The sequence below is a fragment of the Cupriavidus cauae genome (assembly GCF_008632125.1).
Taxonomy (GTDB): domain Bacteria; phylum Pseudomonadota; class Gammaproteobacteria; order Burkholderiales; family Burkholderiaceae; genus Cupriavidus; species Cupriavidus cauae.
In genome coordinates, this window is sequence record NZ_VWRN01000045.1 from 324,832 (window position 1) to 343,965 (window position 19,134).

Annotated in this window: 18 protein-coding genes; 10 read left to right on the plus strand and 8 right to left on the minus strand. The window is 68.6% G+C overall.

The window, feature by feature from the left end:
* The first annotated feature begins 54 nt into the window (after positions 1-54).
* On the plus strand, positions 55-720 hold the full coding sequence (locus tag F1599_RS17575) for a response regulator transcription factor (protein WP_149315937.1): 666 nt from the start codon (positions 55-57) through the stop codon (positions 718-720).
* Entirely contained in the window at positions 717-2,093 is a 1,377-nt protein-coding gene (locus tag F1599_RS17580; RefSeq protein WP_150083930.1) for a sensor histidine kinase, read from the plus strand. The genes F1599_RS17575 and F1599_RS17580 overlap by 4 nt, the downstream gene beginning before the upstream one ends.
* Before the next feature lie 38 nt (positions 2,094-2,131).
* Here the strand turns inward: F1599_RS17580 and F1599_RS17585 are convergent, their stop codons facing one another.
* The 3 genes from F1599_RS17585 to F1599_RS25940 form a co-directional block, all read right to left on the minus strand.
* Positions 2,132-2,929 carry a MipA/OmpV family protein gene (locus tag F1599_RS17585; RefSeq protein ID WP_150083931.1) on the minus strand — a complete coding sequence of 266 codons (798 nt, stop codon included), beginning with the start codon at positions 2,927-2,929 and terminating at the stop codon, positions 2,132-2,134.
* A 398-nt stretch (positions 2,930-3,327) separates the two neighbouring features.
* Entirely contained in the window at positions 3,328-3,564 is a 237-nt protein-coding gene (locus F1599_RS17590) for a hypothetical protein (protein ID WP_150083932.1), read from the minus strand.
* Between the two features lie 106 nt (positions 3,565-3,670).
* Complete coding sequence (locus F1599_RS25940; protein WP_190286391.1) at positions 3,671-3,823, minus strand: hypothetical protein; 153 nt, start codon at positions 3,821-3,823, stop codon at positions 3,671-3,673.
* 86 nt (positions 3,824-3,909) lie between these two features.
* Between F1599_RS25940 and F1599_RS17595 the strand changes: the two genes are divergently transcribed.
* Together F1599_RS17595 and F1599_RS17600 are read left to right on the plus strand one after the other, a co-directional pair.
* On the plus strand, positions 3,910-4,584 hold the full coding sequence (locus tag F1599_RS17595) for a heavy metal response regulator transcription factor (protein WP_149315934.1): 675 nt from the start codon (positions 3,910-3,912) through the stop codon (positions 4,582-4,584).
* Positions 4,585-4,589: 5 nt separating this feature from the next.
* Entirely contained in the window at positions 4,590-6,020 is a 1,431-nt protein-coding gene (locus F1599_RS17600) for a heavy metal sensor histidine kinase (RefSeq protein WP_150083933.1), read from the plus strand.
* 132 nt (positions 6,021-6,152) lie between these two features.
* On the opposite strand, the gene F1599_RS17605 is transcribed toward F1599_RS17600, so the two are convergent.
* The gene (locus F1599_RS17605; RefSeq protein WP_150083934.1) at positions 6,153-7,151 is read right to left on the minus strand and encodes a tripartite tricarboxylate transporter substrate binding protein; all 999 of its coding nucleotides are present in this window, start codon (positions 7,149-7,151) and stop codon (positions 6,153-6,155) included.
* 88 nt (positions 7,152-7,239) lie between these two features.
* Positions 7,240-8,454, minus strand: a complete 1,215-nt coding sequence (locus F1599_RS17610; protein WP_150083935.1) for a CaiB/BaiF CoA transferase family protein — start codon at positions 8,452-8,454, stop codon at positions 7,240-7,242.
* Positions 8,455-8,574: 120 nt separating this feature from the next.
* Between F1599_RS17610 and F1599_RS17615 the strand changes: the two genes are divergently transcribed.
* Complete coding sequence (locus tag F1599_RS17615) at positions 8,575-9,474, plus strand: LysR family transcriptional regulator (protein ID WP_150083936.1); 900 nt, start codon at positions 8,575-8,577, stop codon at positions 9,472-9,474.
* Here F1599_RS17615 and F1599_RS17620 read toward each other — a convergent pair.
* Both F1599_RS17620 and F1599_RS17625 read right to left on the minus strand, forming a co-directional pair.
* Positions 9,431-11,134 carry a UdgX family uracil-DNA binding protein gene (locus F1599_RS17620; RefSeq protein ID WP_150083937.1) on the minus strand — a complete coding sequence of 568 codons (1,704 nt, stop codon included), beginning with the start codon at positions 11,132-11,134 and terminating at the stop codon, positions 9,431-9,433. The two genes, F1599_RS17615 and F1599_RS17620, sit on opposite strands and share 44 nt — an antisense overlap.
* The gene (locus tag F1599_RS17625; RefSeq protein ID WP_150083938.1) at positions 11,131-12,342 is read right to left on the minus strand and encodes a putative DNA modification/repair radical SAM protein; all 1,212 of its coding nucleotides are present in this window, start codon (positions 12,340-12,342) and stop codon (positions 11,131-11,133) included. Before F1599_RS17625 ends, F1599_RS17620 begins: the two co-directional genes overlap by 4 nt.
* Before the next feature lie 215 nt (positions 12,343-12,557).
* On the opposite strand from F1599_RS17625, the gene F1599_RS17630 reads away from it, so the two are divergent.
* Positions 12,558-13,529 (plus strand): SOS response-associated peptidase family protein, encoded by a 972-nt coding sequence (locus tag F1599_RS17630; RefSeq protein WP_150083939.1) that lies wholly within the window; start codon positions 12,558-12,560, stop codon positions 13,527-13,529.
* Positions 13,530-13,712: 183 nt separating this feature from the next.
* Here F1599_RS17630 and F1599_RS17635 read toward each other — a convergent pair whose 3' ends face one another.
* Positions 13,713-14,792: a VWA domain-containing protein gene (locus F1599_RS17635; protein ID WP_149315926.1), complete on the minus strand. Its 1,080-nt coding sequence runs from the start codon at positions 14,790-14,792 to the stop codon at positions 13,713-13,715.
* Between the two features lie 69 nt (positions 14,793-14,861).
* On the opposite strand from F1599_RS17635, the gene F1599_RS17640 reads away from it, so the two are divergent.
* From F1599_RS17640 to F1599_RS17655, 4 genes are read left to right on the plus strand one after another with little or no spacing between them, the layout of a single operon-like run.
* Positions 14,862-15,815: a S1C family serine protease gene (locus F1599_RS17640; RefSeq protein WP_150083940.1), complete on the plus strand. Its 954-nt coding sequence runs from the start codon at positions 14,862-14,864 to the stop codon at positions 15,813-15,815.
* Between the two features lie 37 nt (positions 15,816-15,852).
* A complete protein-coding gene (locus F1599_RS17645; RefSeq protein ID WP_149315924.1) occupies positions 15,853-16,866 on the plus strand; it encodes an AAA family ATPase in 1,014 nt (337 codons plus the stop codon).
* Complete coding sequence (locus F1599_RS17650) at positions 16,844-17,956, plus strand: DUF58 domain-containing protein (RefSeq protein ID WP_150083941.1); 1,113 nt, start codon at positions 16,844-16,846, stop codon at positions 17,954-17,956. The genes F1599_RS17645 and F1599_RS17650 overlap by 23 nt, the downstream gene beginning before the upstream one ends.
* Positions 17,953-19,089, plus strand: coding sequence for a vWA domain-containing protein (locus F1599_RS17655; RefSeq protein WP_150083997.1), 1,137 nt, complete (start codon positions 17,953-17,955; stop codon positions 19,087-19,089). The genes F1599_RS17650 and F1599_RS17655 overlap by 4 nt, the downstream gene beginning before the upstream one ends.
* Positions 19,090-19,134: the final 45 nt, after the last annotated feature.

Consider the following 19,134-nt stretch of genomic DNA (forward strand, 5'->3'; position numbering starts at 1 on the left):
TGTCATCATCGCGCGCCCCAGCGACTTTCCCTACCGTTTCCCATGACAAGCGCCATGGACCTGCTGCTGGTCGAAGACGATCCCATGCTGGCCGAGGTCATCTGCGATGGCGCCCGGCAGAACGGCTGGCATATCGACCATGCCGATTGCGCCGCCGCGGCCCGCGCCGCGCTGGTCGACCATGCCTATTCCGCGGTGCTGCTGGATATCGGGCTGCCGGGCGAGTCCGGCCTGACCGTGCTGCGCGCCATGCGCGCCGGCTACGACGTGACGCCCGTGCTGATGCTGACCGCACGCGGCCAGCTGAGCGAGCGGATCGAAGGGCTGGACGCCGGCGCCGACGACTATCTGGTCAAGCCGTTCCAGGTCGACGAACTGTGGGCCCGGGTGCGCGCCGTGATCCGGCGCAGCCAGGGCAGGGTGGTGCCCGTGTTCAGCTGGGGCGAAATCGAGCTCGACCGCAGCCGCCGCGTGGTCACGCGCGCCGGTGCCCGGGTGCCGCTGAGCGCCCAGGAGTACCGCACGCTGCTGGCGTTGCTCGAACGCCCGGGCCGCGTCGTCACGCGGGAACACCTGGAGCGCGTGGTATACGGCAACGCCAGCACGATCGAGAGCAATACCATCGCGGTGTTCATCCATCAGCTGCGCCGCAAGCTGGGCGAGGGCCTGATCACCACGGTCCATGGCCACGGCTACATGATCGGGGAGTCCGGCGCATGAAGTCGCTGCAGGGACGGCTGCTCGCGGTGATGGTCGGTGTCATCGTGCTGTGCTGGGTGGTGTCGCTGGCCGCGCTGATGGTCTATCTGCAGCACAGCCGCTCCAGTATCTGGGACGACAAGCTGCAGGCCTTCGCCACCCGCATCGTGCGCGCGCTGCCGGCGAACAAGCAGTCGTTCAATCTGGTCGGGCCCGGCCGGGAGGTGCGCGACGACGACCGCGCCAGCGAATTCGACCTGGTGATCCAGATCTGGTCGCAGCGCAGGCTGCTGACCGTGCAGAGCCCGCGTCCCCGCGTGCAGGCCAATACGCCGGTGGCCGCGCTGAAGCCGGACTTCGTGGATGGATTTGCCACGCGTGTCATCGATGGCGAGCGCTGGCGCGTCTATGCCGTCTCCGACAGCACCGGCACCATGCAGGCACAGGTTGGCATCCCGCACGAGGTCATCAACGCCGAGGTGCGCGAGGCCGCGATGCAGGCGCTGCTGGCCACCAGCGTGCTGCTCGCGCTGGTCGGCGTGCTGTTGTGGCACACCATGCGCCGGTCGCTGAAGCCCGTGGCCGCCCTCGAACGGCTGGTGCGCGATCGCACGACCTTCGACCTGACACCGCTGCCATCGACGTCGCTGCCGACCGAAGTGCAGCCGCTGGTGCAGTCGTTCAACCGCGTGCTGGCGCAGCTCGATCAGGCGGTGGAGAGCGAACGGCGTTTCATCGGCGATGCGGCCCACGAATTGCGCACGCCATTGTCCGCGCTGCAGGCGCAGGTCGAGATCGCGCTGCGCGCGCCGAGCGGCAAGGACAAGGACACGGCGCTGGAAAAGCTGCTGGCCACCGCCAAACGGACGACGCGGCTCGCCGAACAACTGCTCGACCTTGCCCGGCTGAATGCCTGCGGCCAGGCGCCGCACGAACCGGCGGACCTCGGCAACCTGGTGCAGCATGTCGCCAGCGAATTCGAGGTGCAGGCCGAACTGCAGGCGCGCAGGCTGTCGGTGGAAACGGGCGGCGGCCGCATCGCCTGCAATATCGACGAGATCGGCATCCTGCTGCGCAACCTGGTCGACAACGCGCTGCGGTATACGGCGCCGGGTGGGCGGATCAGGATTGCCTGCGGCACCGCGGGTGCCGGCGATGCGGTCTATCTGGAAGTCGCGGACGACGGGCCCGGCGTGCCGCAAGCCGAGCATCAGGCGATCTTCCGGCGATTCCACCGTGCCAGCGGCAATCGGGTGCGCGGCAGCGGCATCGGACTCTCGCTGGTGGCCACCATTGCGCAATCGCATGGGGCCACCATCGAGACGGGCCGCGGCCTGGATGGGCGCGGCTTTCGCGTACGCGTCGTCTTCGCGCAGGCCGCGCCGGTGGCCTGACGGGGCGGCCGGTCAGAACCGGCGATCAGAACCGGCGATCAGAACCGGTACAGGTAGCCCACCGCCACGCTGGTCATGTTCGAGCGATCGACGATCGGGCTGTCCTTGATCGCCGAGCCCAGTCGCGTCGCGCTGACATCGAGAAACAGCTGGTGATGCCGCGCAAGCCGGTAATCCACCCGCAAGCCCGCGGTCAGGTTCACCGTCGAATCGCCCTGGTATTGCGGCCTGCCGATGCGCGCCTCGGATGCCCTGACGCCGTAGTAGTAGTCCACGTTGTCCGTGCTGAGCCATTGCGCCGCTACGTGGGGCGTCAGCCGGAAATTGCCGTACTGGAAGCCGCGGCTGACCTGGAGGGTGGCCTTGTTCCCGTCGGCCGATCCGAGCCATTCGGCCGAGACATCGGCAATGGGGTTGTGCCAGATCGCCGCCCCACCGAACCAGAGGCGGGCGTTGCGATCGGCCATGCCTTCGAGCGCGGCGGAGTCGGAGGCCTCATAGCCGTCGCTCAGGCCGTAGCGGGTGCGCAGCCGGAACGAAACCGGGCCGAGCGAAGGCAGCTTCAGGTCCGCGGTCAGGCCGGACACGTGCAGCCAGCGGTTTTCGTACGACAGCACGGGAATCGCCCGGTAATCCGTGCCGACGTCGCGATAGGGCTTGCGGCGGGCAGCCGCGCCGACGCCGAGTCCCCATTGCGGTTCGGCGGGCTCGAGCGCGGCGTCGCCGCCCTGGGCCCATCCCTGTGGCGTCCACAGGCTGGCCAGCAACGCGATGGCCGCCGCGGCGGCCGGGGTTCGAAAGGAGGCCGCATGGCGACCGGGTCTTGTTGCGTTCATTCGGGTTTCGTCGGGCAAGAGTCGATCGGAAAGTCAGCAGGGCGGCCGCCGATGGGCGGCGCCTGGTTCCGGCGTGCCGCGGCAAGGGTCCGGCAACGCAGACAAAGGCATCGACCGTCCATGGCGGCCGCAGGGCCGCCATCCGACGTCGCGGGCGCACGCAGGGTAGCGCGCGGAGGGAGCATGGGGATTGGCACGAGGAACCTTGCTGTTTGCTGTGGCGGCCGGCGATGGCCGTCGTCCACGGTTCGAATCGTGCCGAGGTGGGTTTAAGAAGTTATTAGGGCTTGCGGCGACCGATGAGGACCTGCGAGGCCTGCCGCATCCGCGCCCGCTTCATGGCCTGGCGCGGCGGTCCAGGCGCGCGCGGCGTCAATGCCCCGCGCTGAACGCCTGTCTCAGGCGCCGTCGGCATGGACGTCGCGGCCGCCCGTGGCAGCGCCGTCGCTGAACACATCGCGCGTTCCCCCGCGTGCGCCGTCGGTGAAGGGATCGACGTGGCCCTGATGGGCGCCATCCGCGTAGACATTGCGTGCACCGAGACTGCCGGCGTCGATGGCACTCGCGCCCGCCAGGGCGGGCAAGGCGGCCAGGGCCAGGGTGGTGGTGAGCAGGGCGTGCTTGAGCAGCTTCATCGTCAGTGTTCTCCGAAAGGGTGGCCGGTAATGATCGGTAGCGACCGGTGAAGGCAGTCTACGAAGACGCCCGCCACAGGAGCATGACGACCCCATGACAATGCTGTCATTTGGACGAACGCCGCCATCGCCACGCCACCACCACGCCATCGCCACGCCACCACCACGCCATCGCCACGGCCACCCCGCGCCGTCGCGGCGCCAGCGCGACATGCGTCGCGCGACGTTGCGCCACGCCGCCGCAATCTGACGACGACATGACAAATTTGTCATGATCGGCCGCCGGCGCCGGGATTGCGGTACCGTTACCGTCTTGCCGGCGGTCCGGCGATTCGTTGAATGTCGATGCGTGTACTGATTGTCGAGGATGAACCCAAGGCCGGTGCCTACCTGCACAAGGGCCTGACCGAATCCGGCTTTATCGTGGATCTGGCCCGCGACGGCGTCGATGGCCTGTCGCACGCCCGCGCGCAGCCCTACGACCTGATCGTGCTCGACGTGATGCTGCCCGGCATGGATGGCTGGCAGATGCTGCGAGAACTGCGGCGCGACCAGGACACGCCGGTGCTGTTCCTGACCGCTCGCGACGATCTGGCCGATCGCCTCAAGGGCCTCGAGCTCGGGGCCGACGACTACATCATCAAGCCATTCGCCTTTGCCGAGCTGGTCGCGCGGATTCGCACCATCCTGCGCCGCGGACCGGTACGCGAGAACGAGTGGATCGAGGTGGCGGACCTGCGCATCGACGCGGTGCGCCGGCGGGTCACGCGTTCGGGACAGAAGATCGAGCTGACGTCCAAGGAGTTTGCGCTGCTGCATCTGCTGGCGCGCCGGCGCGGCGAGGTGCTGTCGCGCTCGCTGATCGCGTCGCAGGTCTGGGACATGAACTTCGACAGCAACACGAACGTCGTCGACGTATCGATCCGGCGCCTGCGCGCCAAGGTCGACGACCCGTTCCCGGCCAAGCTGATCCACACGCGCCGCGGCATGGGTTACGTGCTGGACGATATCGCGCGGTAGCGGCCATGCTCGCCATCTCGAAGGCGCTGGCCGCGCGCCTGCTTCCTCAATCGCTGACGGCCCGCATGGCGCTGGCCTTCGGCGCGGTGGCAGCGGCCATCATGGCCGCGATGGGTACCTATCTCGCGTGCGCGCTGTCGACCCAGCTGCAGGAGCGCGACGAGGCCGAGCTGGTCGGCGAGGTGGTCCTGGTCCGGCATCTGTTGTCCGAGGTGGATTCGGAAACCGCCGTGCGCGAGGGCATGCACCGGTTTGCCGATATCGCGCTCGGTCACGAAGGGCTGATCCTGCTGGTGCGCAGCCGGCACGGCGAGCCGCTGGTGACACTGAATCCGCGCCACGAGGCGGTGCCGCCGCTGAAAGCGCTGCCGGCCGACGTGCATCCCGAACCGTCGATGCTGCAGACCTGGTATCCGCGCAATGGCGTGCCCTCGCGCGCGATCGCCGCGCTGGGCCGGCTCGGCGACACCGACGAGGCCGTGGAGATCGTCGTGCTGCGCGACGCCGGTTACCGCGCGGTGCTGATGCGCGATTACCAGTTCCATGTCTTCTGGGCGACGCTGTGCGCGACCGTCGCCGCCGCGGCGCTCGGTTATCTGCTGGCGCGCCGTGGGCTGCGCGGCCTGCGCAGGATGGCGGAGGAGGCGTCGGCCGTCACGACCAGCCGTCTGGCGACCAGGCTCGATGCCGGCACCGCGCCCAGCGAATTGCGGGAGCTGGCCGACGCCTTCAACGGCATGCTGGCGCGCCTGCAGGACAGCTTCTCGCGGCTGTCGGAGTTCTCCGCCGACCTGGCGCACGACTTCCGCACGCCCCTTAGCAATCTGATCGGACAGACCGAGGTCACGCTGGCCCAGGCGCGCAATGTCGCGGAATACGAGGCCCTGCTGGAATCGAACCTGGAAGAATACGACCGCCTCTCCCGCATGATCGAGAACATGCTGTTTCTCGCCCGCGCCGACCACGCGCAGGTCGCGCTGGCGCCGCGCACGCTGGACGCGCGCGCCGAGGTGGAAGCCGTGGCGGAGTACTTCGAGGCGGTGGCGGCGGAGCGCGCGATCTCGCTGTCGCTGCAGGGACATGCGCCGGTGCGCGCGGACCAGACCCTGCTGCGCCGCGCGCTGACCAATCTGCTCGACAACGCGCTGCGCCATGCGCCGCAGGGCAGCCGGGTCTCGGTGATCGTCAGCGCCGAGCGCGAAGCGACCCGTATTCGCGTCGCCAATGGCGGCGCCGGCATCCCGCCCGAGCGGCTGGCGCATATCTTCGGACGCTTCTACCGCGGCGATCCCGCGCGCAGCAATTCGGCGCACTCGACGGGCCTGGGCCTGGCCATCGTCGATTCCATCATGCGGCTGCACGACGGCCGCGCGACCGTGTCGAGCCGGCAGGGGCTGACGGTGCTGGAGCTGGTGTTTCCGCTGCCGACGCCGTGAAGGAGAGGGCAGCGGGGTGACGGCGCGCCATCAGGCCCCGCCATGAGGCCGCGTCATTGGGCTGCGCCATCAGGCCGCGTCATTGGCCTGCGCCATGAGCCCGCGGTATGAGAGACCGCGGTGCGACCGCGATTACGTCGCGCTGATGCCCTTCGCCTTGACGATGGCGCTCCAGCGGTCGTAGTCCTTGTTCAGGCGCGCCTGCATCTGCTTGCCGTCCTGGAACGAGGCGATCGCGCCGGCCGTCACCAGCTTCTGCTGCAGTTCCTTGTCGTTGGACAGGATGTCGCGCGTTTCGCTGGCGATGCGGTCGACGATCGGCTGCGGGGTATTGAGCGGCGCGATCAGGCCGCCCCACGAATCGAAGTCGAAGCCGCGGAAGCCCTGCTCCGACACGGTCTTGACGCCCGGCAACAGCACCTTGGCATTGGGCGAGCTCAGCGCGATCGCCTTGAGCTTGCCGGCGCGGATATGCGGCAATGCCGCCACCACATCGGCGAACATGGTGCCGACCTGGCCGCCGAGCAGATCGGCGACCGCGGGCGCGCTGCCGCGGTAGGGCACGTGCATCATGTCGAAGCCGCCCAGGTCCTTGAGCTGCTCCATCGCCAGATGGCCGAAGCTGCCGGTGCCCGAGCTGGTGTAGTTCAGCGGCGTCTTGCTGGCCTTGGCGAAGCGGATCAGGTCCGCCAGCGTTTCCACGCCCGGCACCACGTTCGGGTTGATGACGATGGCCATCGGCAGCACGTAGACGGTGGCGACGGACTGGAAGTCCTTCTTCACGTCATACGCGCTGTTGTTGTACATCAGCGGGGCCAGCAGCGCCGGCATGCCGAACATCGACAGGTTGTAGCCGTCGGGCGCGCTCTTGATGAAGCTGGCGGTGCCGATCGAGCCCGACGCGCCGGGCTTGTTCTCGATGATGACCTGCTGCCCCAGGCGTTCGGAGAGCTTCTGCGCGACGATGCGCGCGGCGGTGTCCGTCGGGCCGCCGGCGGGGAAGGCCACCACCATCTTGATGATCTTGTCGGGCCAGCCGCTGCGTGCGAACGCGGCGGGCATCATCGCGGCCATCGATGCGGCGGCACCGGCCTTCAGTATCTGGCGGCGGCTGAGGATCAGCTTGGTCATCGTCTTGTCTCCGTCCATTGAGAGCGTCTATTGGGAACTGGGAACTGGGAACTGGGAACTGGGAACTGGGAAAGGCGAAATTCGATGCTCAGATGACGCCGCGGGACCGCAGATCCGCGATCTCGTTGTCTTCGAGCTGCAGCAGTTCCTTGAACACCTGCTGCGTGTGCTCGCCCATATGCGGCGGCGGCATGCGCACCGGCATCCGCTGGCCGTCGATGGCGTACGGCGGCGCCAGCACCGACTGCGCGCCCGCCTCGCTGTCCTCGTAGCGATGCAGCAGGCCGGCCTGCGCGGTGCGCTCGGACTGCAGCGCCTCGAACATGCCGAGCACCTCGCCGCAGGGAATCTGCGCGGCGGTCAGGCGCTGCAGCAGCTCGGCGCGCGTGAATCGGCGCAGGGCCTCGCGCAGCTGCGGCAGCAGCGTGTCGCGATGCTGCGAGCGCGCGGTGTTGGTGGCGAAGCGCGCATCCTCGGCCCACTCTGGCCGATCGATCACGTCGCGACAGAATCGCTGGAATTGCCCGTTGTTCCCGACGGTGATCACCAGCGGGCCATCGGCGGCCTCGAACACGCCGTAGGGCACGATGGACGGATGCGCATTGCCGAACTTGGCCGGGTCGCCGCCCTGCAGCAGCGCTTCCATGCCGTAGTACGAGGTAATCATCAGGCCGCAGTCGTACAGGGCCATCTGCACGTGGCGCCCGCGGCCGCTCGATTGGCGCGCGTACAGCGCGGCGAGGATCGCCTGCGCCGAATACATGCCGGTAAACATGTCGACCGCCGCCACGCCGAATTTAAGCGGGCCCTGGCCTGCCTCGCCATTGGTGGCCATCACGCCGGCCTCGCCCTGCACGACGAGGTCGTAACCGGGCCGCTCGGCCTCGGGCGTGAAGCGCGCATAGCCGGATATCGAGCAGTACACCAGGCCGGGATTGAGCTCGGACAGCTGCTCGTAGCCCAGGCCGAGCTTTTCCGCGCCGCCGACCTTGAAGTTCTGGATCACCACGTCGCTGCGCGCTGCGAGTTCGCGCGCCAACTTCAAACCCGCCTCGCTTTGCAGGTCCAGCGTGATCGAGCGCTTGTTGCGGTTGGCGCTGTTGAAGTACGAGGTGTTGCGCGTGCCGATCCGCAGACCCCAGTCGCGGGTGTCGTCGCCGCGGGCCGGGTGTTCCACCTTGATGACGTCCGCGCCGAGGTCGGCCAGTGCCATCGCGCACATCGGCCCGGCCAGCACGCGCGACAGGTCCAGTACCCGCACGCCGGCCAGCGGCAGCGATGCGCCTTTGTTTTCCTGATGCATTGAGCAACGTCCCCTGCCGGGAACGGTCCGGTTATTTTGGTCAGCGCAGATTGTCTATATGTTGATAAAGTTTGACAATTGCAACCGGGAATCAACATAGATGACAACTCGGAGTTGACAATGGATTTGAGCGCGCTGTCGTTGCTGGTGGACATCATCGACGCCGGCAACCTGAGCCGGGCGGCCCGGCAGCTGGGCATGAGCCGCGCCAACGTCAGCAAGCGCCTGAACCATTTCGAGCGGCAATTGGGCGCGGAACTGCTCCGGCGCAGCACCCGCCAGCTCGAGCCGACCGAACTGGGCCGGCAACTCTACGAACACGGCCGCGCCATCCGGCAGGAACTGATGGCGGCGCGCGAGTCCGTGCAGAACCTGGGCAAGCGGCTGAGCGGCACGGTGCGCCTGAGCGTGCCGAGCGGCTTCGGCCAGCACACGATGTCGGCCTGGTTCATCGAGTTCATGCGGATGTATCCGGCCATCACGCTCAACGTGATCTTCGACAACGACATCGAGGACCTGATCAAGGGCGCGGTGGACTTTTCCATCCGCGTGATGGGCGAGACGCCGACCAATGCCGTGGCGCGCAGCCTCGGGGACATCGAATACGTTGCCTGCGCCACGCCGGAACTGGCCCGCGAGGTCGGCATGCCGAGTTCGCTGGAGCAGTTCCGCGACCTGCCGCTGATCACTTCGGAGCTGACCGGCGAGCGGCTGCAGCTGGCCGGGCTGGCGGGAACGGCCGCCGGCCGGGCGCAGATCCGCCCGCGGCTGATGTCGGCCAACTTCTTCTTCCTGCGCGACGCCATCCTTCAAGGCATCGGCGTGGGCCTGGTGCCGCAGTACATGGTGGCGTCCGATCTGGCGGCCGGGACCCTGGTTCGCCTGCCGCTGCCGCCGCATGACCTGGCCTTCCTGCGCACCACGATGTATCTGCTGTATATGCCGGCGCGCTACCAGACGCGCGCCGTGACGACGCTCATTGCCTTTCTGCAGCAGAAGGCGGCGGCGATGGCGGGGTAGGCGAAGGAGGCGAGGGGGGCCGGGCAGGCGGGGCAGGCGCCGCGGCCAGTTCCCGGCCCTGCGCGATGGCCTGGCCGATGGCCGCGACGATGTCCTCGCGCTTGCCGGCGTCATCGACGCGCAACGCATAGGACGGGTGCCAGGTGGCAACGACCCAGGCGTCGCCGAGCCGCACCGGCCGGTTCAGGTAGTCCCGCAGGCTGGCTTTCTGGCCCAGGATCGCCGCCAGCGCCGTCGCGCCCAACGTGACGATGACCGCCGGCCGCACCCGCGCCCGTTCCTCGTCGAGCCAATGGGCGCAGGCCTCGACCTCGCGCTGGCCCGGCGTCTTGTGCAGGCGCCGCTTGCCGCGCGGGATCCACTTGAAGTGCTTGACCGCGTTGGTGACGTATACCGAGTCGGGTGGCACACCGGCGCGGCGCATCGCCTCGTCCAGCACCTTGCCCGCCGGCCCCACGAAGGCGCGGCCGGCAAGGTCTTCCTGATCGCCGGGCTGTTCGCCGACCAGCATGATGCGGGCCGTTTCGGGACCGTGGCCCGGCACGGCCTGGGTAGCATGGCGCCAGAGTTCGCAGCGGCGGCATTGATCCAGCGACGAGGGCGCCGGACGCAGCGGCTGCGCGTCCTGCGCATCGACCGCAACCGGCTTGCCCTTCATGGTGCCGACGGCGCCCGCCTGCGCGACGCGGCGGGCGCCGTTGCGGGCGTCGGCGATCATCGCCGGAATCAGCCGTCCCTCGGGCAGCCCCTTCCAGAAGCGCACCGGCATGTGCTGCTCCAGTGCGGCTTCGTTCAGGCGGGCCGGATTGAAGATGCTGCGGTAATAGGCGAGCCACAACGGCTCGATGTCGTCGGCGGCCGCGCCCGCTCGGAGCGCGGCGATATCGGCGGTGGCCAACGCATCGGCCGGTGTCCCGGAGAACTGCAACGCATGCCCGTCCCACAGCGCCGCGCCTTGCGGCGTGCCGATCCACCACGACGCGCCGCCCATGCGGCGTGCGAAGTGGTCGGCGGCGTCGGCCAGCACGTCGTGCTCGGGCTCATACCAGGCCAGGTACTCCGGCATGCCGTCGCCGCCGCGCCGATGAAAGCGCACGTAGGCAATCATGTCGTGGTGGGCACGCCGCACGGCCTTGGCCATCGCATGCAGCCGCGCGCCGTCTTCATCGGCGGCGGAAGCTACGGCGCGATCGCCTTGGCACCATCGCCACAGCACCCGGTAAAGAAACGCCCAGCGTTGCGGCGAACGGTAACGCGCGGCGTCCTGCAGCAGGGCGGCCAATGCCTTGGACACGCGCACGTCCGGGGCGGCGCCCGTGGTGTCCGGGCGGGCTGCCGGCACCGCGTCGTCTCCCGAGACCGGCGCGTTGTCTCCCGCGGCCCGTGCGTTGTCGCCCGAGACCGGCGCGTTGTCGCCTGGGACCGGTGCGTCGTCTCCCGAGACCGGTGCGGCGCCGGGACCGAGCAGCATCAGCTGTTCGGTTCCCCCGCTTGCCGCCGAGCCGCGCTCCGTCCATGTGACCGTCTCCGGCGGCCAGCCCGCCGCCAGCGCCCGCAAGGCCTGCGCGCGCCAGCTTGCGTAGCCGCCATCGACGCCGCCATCGACGCTGCACTCAACGCCGCACTCGACCACCAGCGTGCGCGGTCCTGCGCCGCTCATAGCAAGGCCAGCTGCACGGGCGCCGGTGACAGCGCCCGCCGCAACTGTTCGGACGGTGAATCCGCCAGCGCCGGCCGGTAGTCCTGCACCACGACGAAGGGTTTGACCTTGTCCATCGGGCAGCGCAGCCGCGCCAGGTCCTGATAGCGGATCGCGCGCGAACGGCGCAGCTCCACCAGCCGCTTCGCGTTGCGCATGCCGATGCCGGGCACCCGGGCGATCAGGGCCTGCGGCGCGCGGTTCAGGTCGACCGGAAACGACTCGCGATGCGCCAACGCCCAGGCCAGCTTCGGATCGATGTCCAGCGGCAGGTCGCCGCCGGCCTGGAACAGCTCCTCGGCCTGGAAGCCGTAGCCGCGCATCAGGAAGTCGGCCTGATACAGCCGATGCTCGCGCAGCAACGGCGGCGCCTGCGCGGGCAGGCCTGAGGGGCTGTTGGGAATCGGGCTGAACGCCGAGTAATAGACCCGCTTGAGCTTGTACGCGCCGTACAGCGTCTGCGCGGTCTGCAGGATGGTGCGGTCGTCGGCGTCGTCCGCGCCCACGATCATCTGCGTGCTTTGCCCGGCCGGCGCGCGGCCGGGCGCCTGCCTGTCGCTCTCCGCCTCCTCCTGCGCGAGGCGGATCGAGCCCATGGCACGCTTGATCGTATGCGCGTTCTTCTCCGGCGCCAGCCGTTGCAGCCCGCCGTCGGTGGGCAGCTCGATGTTGACGCTGAGCCGGTCGGCATACTGCCCGGCCTGCGAGATCAGCCGGGGATCGGCGTCCGGAATCGTCTTCAGATGGATATAGCCGCGGAACTGGTGTTCGTCGCGTAGCGAACGCGCGACCTGGACCAGCTGCTCCATGGTGTAGTCGGCGCTGCGGATGATGCCGGAACTGAGAAAGAGCCCGTCGATATAGTTGCGCCGGTAGAAGTCCAGCGTCAGGTCGACCACCTCGCGCGGCGAGAAGCGCGCCCGCGGCACGTTGCTGGAGCGGCGGTTGACGCAGTACTGGCAGTCGTACTGGCAGAAGTTGGTCAGCAGGATCTTCAGCAGCGAGACGCAGCGCCCGTCGGGCGTGAAGCTGTGGCAGATGCCCGCGCCGGTACTGGCGCCCAGTCCGCTTTTGCCGACCGAATCCCGTTTCGGCGCGCCGCTGCTGGCGCACGAGGCGTCGTACTTGGCGGCGTCGGCCAGGATTTCCAGCTTGGTGAGCAGTTCCATCGGGTGGTGATACTGTATGGATATACAGTATTATAGGCGCTATCGCGTTTGCGCGGCCGATTTCCCGCGGGACAAGGCGGCAAGGTGGGCCGGCGCCATGCCGCCCGGCCTCAAGCCTTGACCTCGTGCGGCGGGAGCCCCGGCTCAATACCGATGTCCGCCGCCACCGAAGCCTGCGAGGATGGCGTCATCGTGGCCGTCAAGGGGAGAGGCCGATGTGCTACGCCGCGCAGATCAAGGCCGACTTCAGGAAATTCACGCGCGAATACGGCGCGGTGATGAGCCTTCGCCAGTTCTTCGAATTGTTCTGGCAGAAGCGCAAGGACCAGGAATGGCAAAAGGTGCCCAAGGCGATGCGCATGGCCTTCGCGCAGGCCGGTTCCAGCTCCGACCAGGAGTGCGAGCTCGCGGCGCTGATCGCCGCGGGCGACCGCGAACAGGCCAATGCGCTGGAGGCCAAACTGTTTCGCCAGAAGACCCGCCTTGCGCAGGCGGAGCGCGCGCTTGCCGGCCGGCCCACCCGCAAGGCCGAGAACGAGCAGCGCATCGCCGCCGACAAGATCGCCCGCCTGCAGCAGAACCTCGCCGACCTGCAGCGTGCGGTGCCGGTGCCGGAGGACGCGATGATCTTCCCGGGTTATTACGCGCCCGTGATGATCATGATGGACGGCCAGCGCGTGATCGTGCCGATGCGCTACCGCTGCCGGCTGCCCGGCTGGGACGTCGCCATGGAAAGAAAGAAGCCCGGCACCTACAACGCGCGCCGCGACAATCTCGAGACGGCGTGGCGCCAGCTGTTTGGCTATCGCCACGGCATCCTGCCGATCCGCGCCTTTCATGAACACGTGGCCCGGCACCGGCTGGAGCGCCGCGAGCTCGGCCCGGACGAAAAGGAGCAGAGTGTCGTCCTCGAGTTCCGTCCGGAGCCGCCGCAGGATCTATTGATCGCCTGCCTCTGGTCGCATCACAAAGGCGAGGCCGGCGAGCCGGATCTGTATTCGTTTGCCGCGATCACCGACGAGCCGCCCCCGGAAATCGCCGCGGCCGGCCATGACCGTTGCGTCATTCCGATCAAGCCAGAGCACGTGGACGCCTGGCTCAATCCAGACCCCGGCAATCTGGCCGCCCTGCACGCGATCCTGGACGACCGGGAGCGGCCGTTCTTCGAATATCGGTTGGCGGCTTAGCGGGGGCGCAGCGGGAGGCGGCGATGGCTTACCAATGACGGCTTACCAATCCTTCTACTGAACTTGCCAATTCATCCACTCGGGAGGTCGCGCTTTACCAATTCATCTACTGAGCGCGCCGGTTCTTGCCAATTCATCTACTGGGAGCGCCGCGACTTACCGTTTCCTCTACATCGCCAAACCTCAGCGCCGGAACCAGAGGATCGACAGCCCGCTCGCCGCCATCAGCAGCAGCACCGCCACCGCCGCGAACAACGCCCCGACCTCGGTTTCCCGGCGCTCCAGCGCGAAGCGCGTGTTCAACTGGCGATAGACCTGGCTGAGATCGGCTTCCGAGCCCGCGTGGAAATATTCGCCGCCGGTGATCTTGGCGACCGCGCGCAACGCGGGTTCATCGAGCTGCATGTAGTAAGACATGACGGAACCCGAACCGCCGGCCGTCGTGCTGTCGCGGGAGCCAAAGCCGACGGTATAGACGCGCACGCCTCGTTCGGCGGCCATGCGGGCGGCGATGACGGGGTCGGGGCCGGTGGTGCGGCGGCCGTCGCTGAGCAGGATCACGGCGCCGTGCCGATAGGAGCCGGGTTCGGCCGCAGGCCGTTCCTCGCGTCTGGCGCGCTTCTGGCGCAGAGCGTCGGCCGCGGCCGATTCGTCCAGCGGCCTGCCCTGATTCTCCGGCGGTTCCGACGCGTCGCCGAACAGCACCGCCTCCAGGTCGATGCCATCGTTCGGGAACAGGACCGCCAGCGCTTCGATCAGGCCACTGCCCGTCGCGGTGCCTCGCTGAAGCTGGAAGCGCTCGATCGCCTCGAGCATGTCCTGCCGGTTGTCGGTTGGACTGAGCACCACCGACGCGGTCCCGGCGAACGACACGATGCCCAGCCGCACCTTGGCGGGCAGCCCGATGACGAGATTCATGGCGGCCTGCTGTGCGGCGGCGAGCCGGGTCGGGGCGACATCGGTCGCTTCCATGCTGCGCGAGACGTCCATCGCAAGCACCAGCGTGATGGTGTCGGCCGGCAGCGTGATCGTCGCACTGGGCCGCGCGCAGGCGAGCAGCGCGGTGCCGAGCGACAGCCAGAAGAGCAGGGGAGGGAGGTGGCGCCGGAGCCATTGCCGGGGACCGAGCGCCGCGCGCGGCAGGGTGAGGCTGGCGTAGAGCAGAGCGGCCTTCCTGCGCCGGGCGAGCACGTAGAAGTAAGCCGCTGCCAGCACGGGAAGCACGAGCAGCAGCCAGAGCATTTGAGGCCAGAGAAACTGCATGCCCTGCTCCTTGGCGCGTGGTTAAGATCGATGGTACTGTAGTTTCCGACGCGTGAACTCGGGGCGGCGATGAAACGGGTGACGATCTACGGAACAGCCTTGGCGGCGATCGCACTCGTCTTCGCCGCCGGCATCGGCTCCGCCTGGCTGTTGCAGCCGAAACAGCGCGTCTTGACGCAGTCGGACATCGATTCGGCCGTGCTCCACACGCTGAACAACAAGGACCTGCCTTCGCGCGCCGCCCGCGCCGCCGAGGCGATCCGCCAGTCGGTGGTCGAGGTCCGCAGCTATCCGGCCGCCGATACCGCCGCGGAAAAGCCGCGCGCCGACAAGGCAGGACGCGATCGCCCCGCCAGGCCGCCCGAATCCTCCGCCCCTTCCAAACGCACGCCGCGCGACGAGACCGCAAAGGGCAAGGCCCCCGGCGACAAGGCCCCCAGCGACAAGGCCCCCAGCGACAAGGTCGCGCCCGACGCCTTGCCCGACGGCCGGCACATTGGCACCGGCGTGGTCGTCACCGAAAGCGGCGTGATCCTGACCAACTACCACGTCGTCGCCGGCGCCCGCCGCGTCGAGGTCCGCTTCCACGACGGGCATACCGCCGAGGCCACCGTGCTGCAGGCCGTGCCGGAGAAGGACCTCGCCATCCTGCAGCCCAGATCGATTCCCGACGACCTGCCGCCCGCGACGCTCGGTTCCAGCCGCGAACTGGCGCCGGGCAGCGAGGTGGTCGCGGTCGGCTTTCCGTTCGGCATCGGCCCGTCGGTGACGGCCGGCGTGGTGTCCGGGCTCGACCGGCAGTTCGTGTCCCCCGACGAGAAGCAGCAGCTGGACAAGCTGATCCAGTTCGATGCCGCCGCCAATCCGGGCAACTCGGGCGGGCCGCTGGTCAACATGAAGGGCGAGGTGGTGGGAATCGTCACCGCCATCCTCAATCCCAACCAGAGCGGCAATTTCCTTGGCATCGGGTTTGCCATCACCATCGAAAGCGCGGGCGGCTCCGTCGGCGCTTCGCCCTTCTAGCCTTCCCTACAGAATTCCACACCACAGCGAGAGGCCCATGAACGACCAAGCCCGGGACGCCATCGAAACCGCCAACCTGATGGAGCGCCTGCTGTACGAGGTCAAACGCGTGGTCGTAGGCCAGGACCATTTTCTCGAGCGGGTGCTGGTGGCGATCCTTGCCGGCGGGCATCTGCTGGTGGAAGGCGTGCCGGGGCTGGCCAAGACGCTGACCGTCAATACGCTGGCGAGAACGATGCGCGGGACCTTCAAGCGGATCCAGTTCACGCCGGACCTGCTGCCGGCCGACCTGGTCGGCACGCGCATGTACCACCAGGGGACCGGCGAGTTTTCCACGGTGCGCGGGCCGGTCTTCGCCAATCTGCTGCTGGCCGACGAGATCAACCGCGCGCCGGCCAAGGTGCAGAGCGCATTGCTCGAGGTGATGCAGGAAAAGCAGGTCACCATCGCTGGCGAAACCCATCGGGTGCCGATGCCCTTCCTGGTCATGGCCACGCAGAACCCGATCGAGACCGAAGGCACCTATCCGCTGCCGGAGGCGCAGGTCGACCGCTTCATGATGAAGGTGCTGGTGGGTTATCCGAGCGAGGACGAAGAGGTCGTGATCGTCAACCGCGTCACCGGTCCGCGGATCGACGTGAGCCCGATCGCCACGCCCGAGCAGCTGACCGCGCTGCAGGAGGAATGCCGCGCGGTGTACGTCGATCCCGGCCTGATCCAGTACGCGGTGCGCGTGGTCTCGGCCACGCGCCGGCCGGCCAGCTACGGGCTCGACGATCTGGACCGTTACGTGACCTTCGGCGCCAGTCCGCGCGCCACCATCGGCCTGATCGAAGGCGCGCGCGCGCTGGCGCTGCTGCGCGGCCGCCACTATGCGGTGCCGGAAGACGTGATCGATCTGGTGCCCGACGTGTTGCGCCATCGGCTGTCGCTGTCCTACGAGGCGATGTCCGACGGCATCACCCCAGATGCCTTGATCGGCCGCATCGTGCAGGCCATGCCGGTTCCCGAACGTCCGCTGGAATCCCATGTTCGGGCGGCTGCGCGGTAGGCGCCGGTCCGGCCCGGACGCCGCTTCGGACAAGGCCGCGCCCGGCGCGCCGCGCGGTGTCGGCGCCGGCCGCACCGATGCCTTGCTGCGCCGCATGGAATGGACCGTGGTGCGCCGCCTCGACGGCATGCTGCAGGGCGACTACCGCACGCTGTTTCGCGGCTTCGGGCTGGACCTGGCCGACCTGCGCGAATACCAGGCCGGCGACGACGTCCGGCACATCGACTGGAACGTGACCGCCCGGCTGCAGACGCCGCATGTGCGGATGTTCCAGGAGGATCGGGAGATCGCGGCGTGGTTCCTGCTCGACCTGAGCGGCTCCGTCGAGTTCGGCTCGGGCGAGGTCCGCAAGCGCGACCTGCTGAGCGATTTCACCACCGTGATGGCGCTGCTGCTGACGCGCTATGGCAACCGCGTCGGCGCCGTGCTCTACAACGGGGCGGCCGACATGACCGCGTCGGTGGTGCCCGCGCGTGCCGGGCGCCGGCAATTGCTGCACCTGCTCGACCGCATGCACGCCACGCCGGCCGCCTCGCCGGGCCACACTCGGTTGCGCGGCCTGCTCGACCATGCACGGGCGGTCGCCAGGCGGCGATCGGTGGTGTTCGTGGTGTCGGACTTCATCAGCGACCCAGGCTGGCAGGCCTCGCTCGCCATGCTGGCCAGGCGTCATGAGGTGGTCGCCGTGCGGCTGGTCGATCCCCTGGAGCAGGCGCTGCCCGATCTGGGTTTGCTGGTGCTGCAGGACGCCGAGACCGGCGAGCAGATGTTCGTCGACACGCACGATCCGGCCTTTCGCAAGCGCTTCGTGGCGGCCGCGCAGGCGCGCGAGGAAGAACTGCGGCTGGGCTTTGCCCGGGCCGGCGTGGATTGCCTGACGCTGTCGACCGATGCCCGGCTGGACCTGGCCCTGCTGGAGTTCTCGCGGCAGCGTCGTCATCGGCAAGGCACGGCGAAGGGCACGGCAAAGGGCACGGCGCCGAAAGCCGGCAACGCGGGCCCCAGCGCGGGGGGCAATGCGGGCGCAATTGCGGGCGCGAATGCGGGGGCAAGCAAGGAAGCGAAGAAGGGGGCCGCATGGACGGCGTGAGCGAGGCGATCACCCGGCTGCCCGCCATCAGCTTCCTGTGGCCCAGGATGCTGTGGCTGCTGGCGCTGGTCCCCGTGCTGGCTCTCGCCTACCTGTGGCTGGACGCACGGCGCCGGCGCGCGGCGGTTCACTATCCCGCCCTGAAGACCGTCGGCTTCGCCAACCGCGGCGTCGCAGGCTGGCGCCGGCATGTGTCCCCGGTGCTGATCCTGCTCGCCTTGACCGCATTGATCGTCGCGATCTCGCGGCCGCATGCGCTGCTGGTGCTGCCCTCGCGCATCGAGACCGTGATGCTGGTCATCGACCTGTCCGGCAGCATGCGCGCGAAGGACGTGCAACCGAACCGGCTGCGCGCCGCGCAACAGGCCGCCAAGGGGCTGCTCGAGGCGAAGCCCGCGGGCGTCAGCGTCGGCCTGGTTGCGATGGCGGGAACATCGGCCGTCGCGCAGGCGCCGAGCCGCACGAAGCAGGACGTGGCCACGGCCATCGACCGCCTGCAGCCACAGGGTGGCACCGCGCTGGGCAACGGCCTGCTGATCGCGCTGACGGCGTTGCGGCCGGAAGCGACCGAGGACGCCGGACGCCTGATGGATGGCGATGCCTCGCCGCTGAAGAAACGCGGCGCGCTCGGCAACCCGTTCGGCGCAGCGGGATTGGGGCAGGGAGCGAGCCCGGGCGCGGGCCAGGGAGGAGGACAAAACTCTGCCGACCAAGAGGGCGCCGCCGCCCCGGGCTCCTATGCCGCCGGCGCGATCGTCGTGTTCTCCGACGGCGAAAGCAACGCCGGTCCGACCGCGGTGCAGGCGGCCGAACTGGCGGCCTCCTATGGGGTGCGCGTCTATACCGTCGGCGTGGGCACGACCCAGGGCGTCGTGCTGTCGGCGGACGGCTGGTCGGCGCGCGTCAAGCTCGACGAGGCCGTGCTGAAGGAAGTGGCCAATACCACCGGCGCCGAATACTTCCGGCTGGAGGACGCCGCCAGGCTCAAGCAGGTGTATCGCGCGATCAACGCCAAGCTGACGCTAGGCAAGACCGAGCAGGCGGAAATCACCGCACTGTTCGCCGCGCTTGGCGCGGTGCTGGCGGCGGGTGCGGCGCTGCTGTCGCTGTGGTGGTTCGGACGGGTGATGTAGGGCAGGGCGCAAGAAATCGTCTGCCGGGAAATGAGATGTATTATC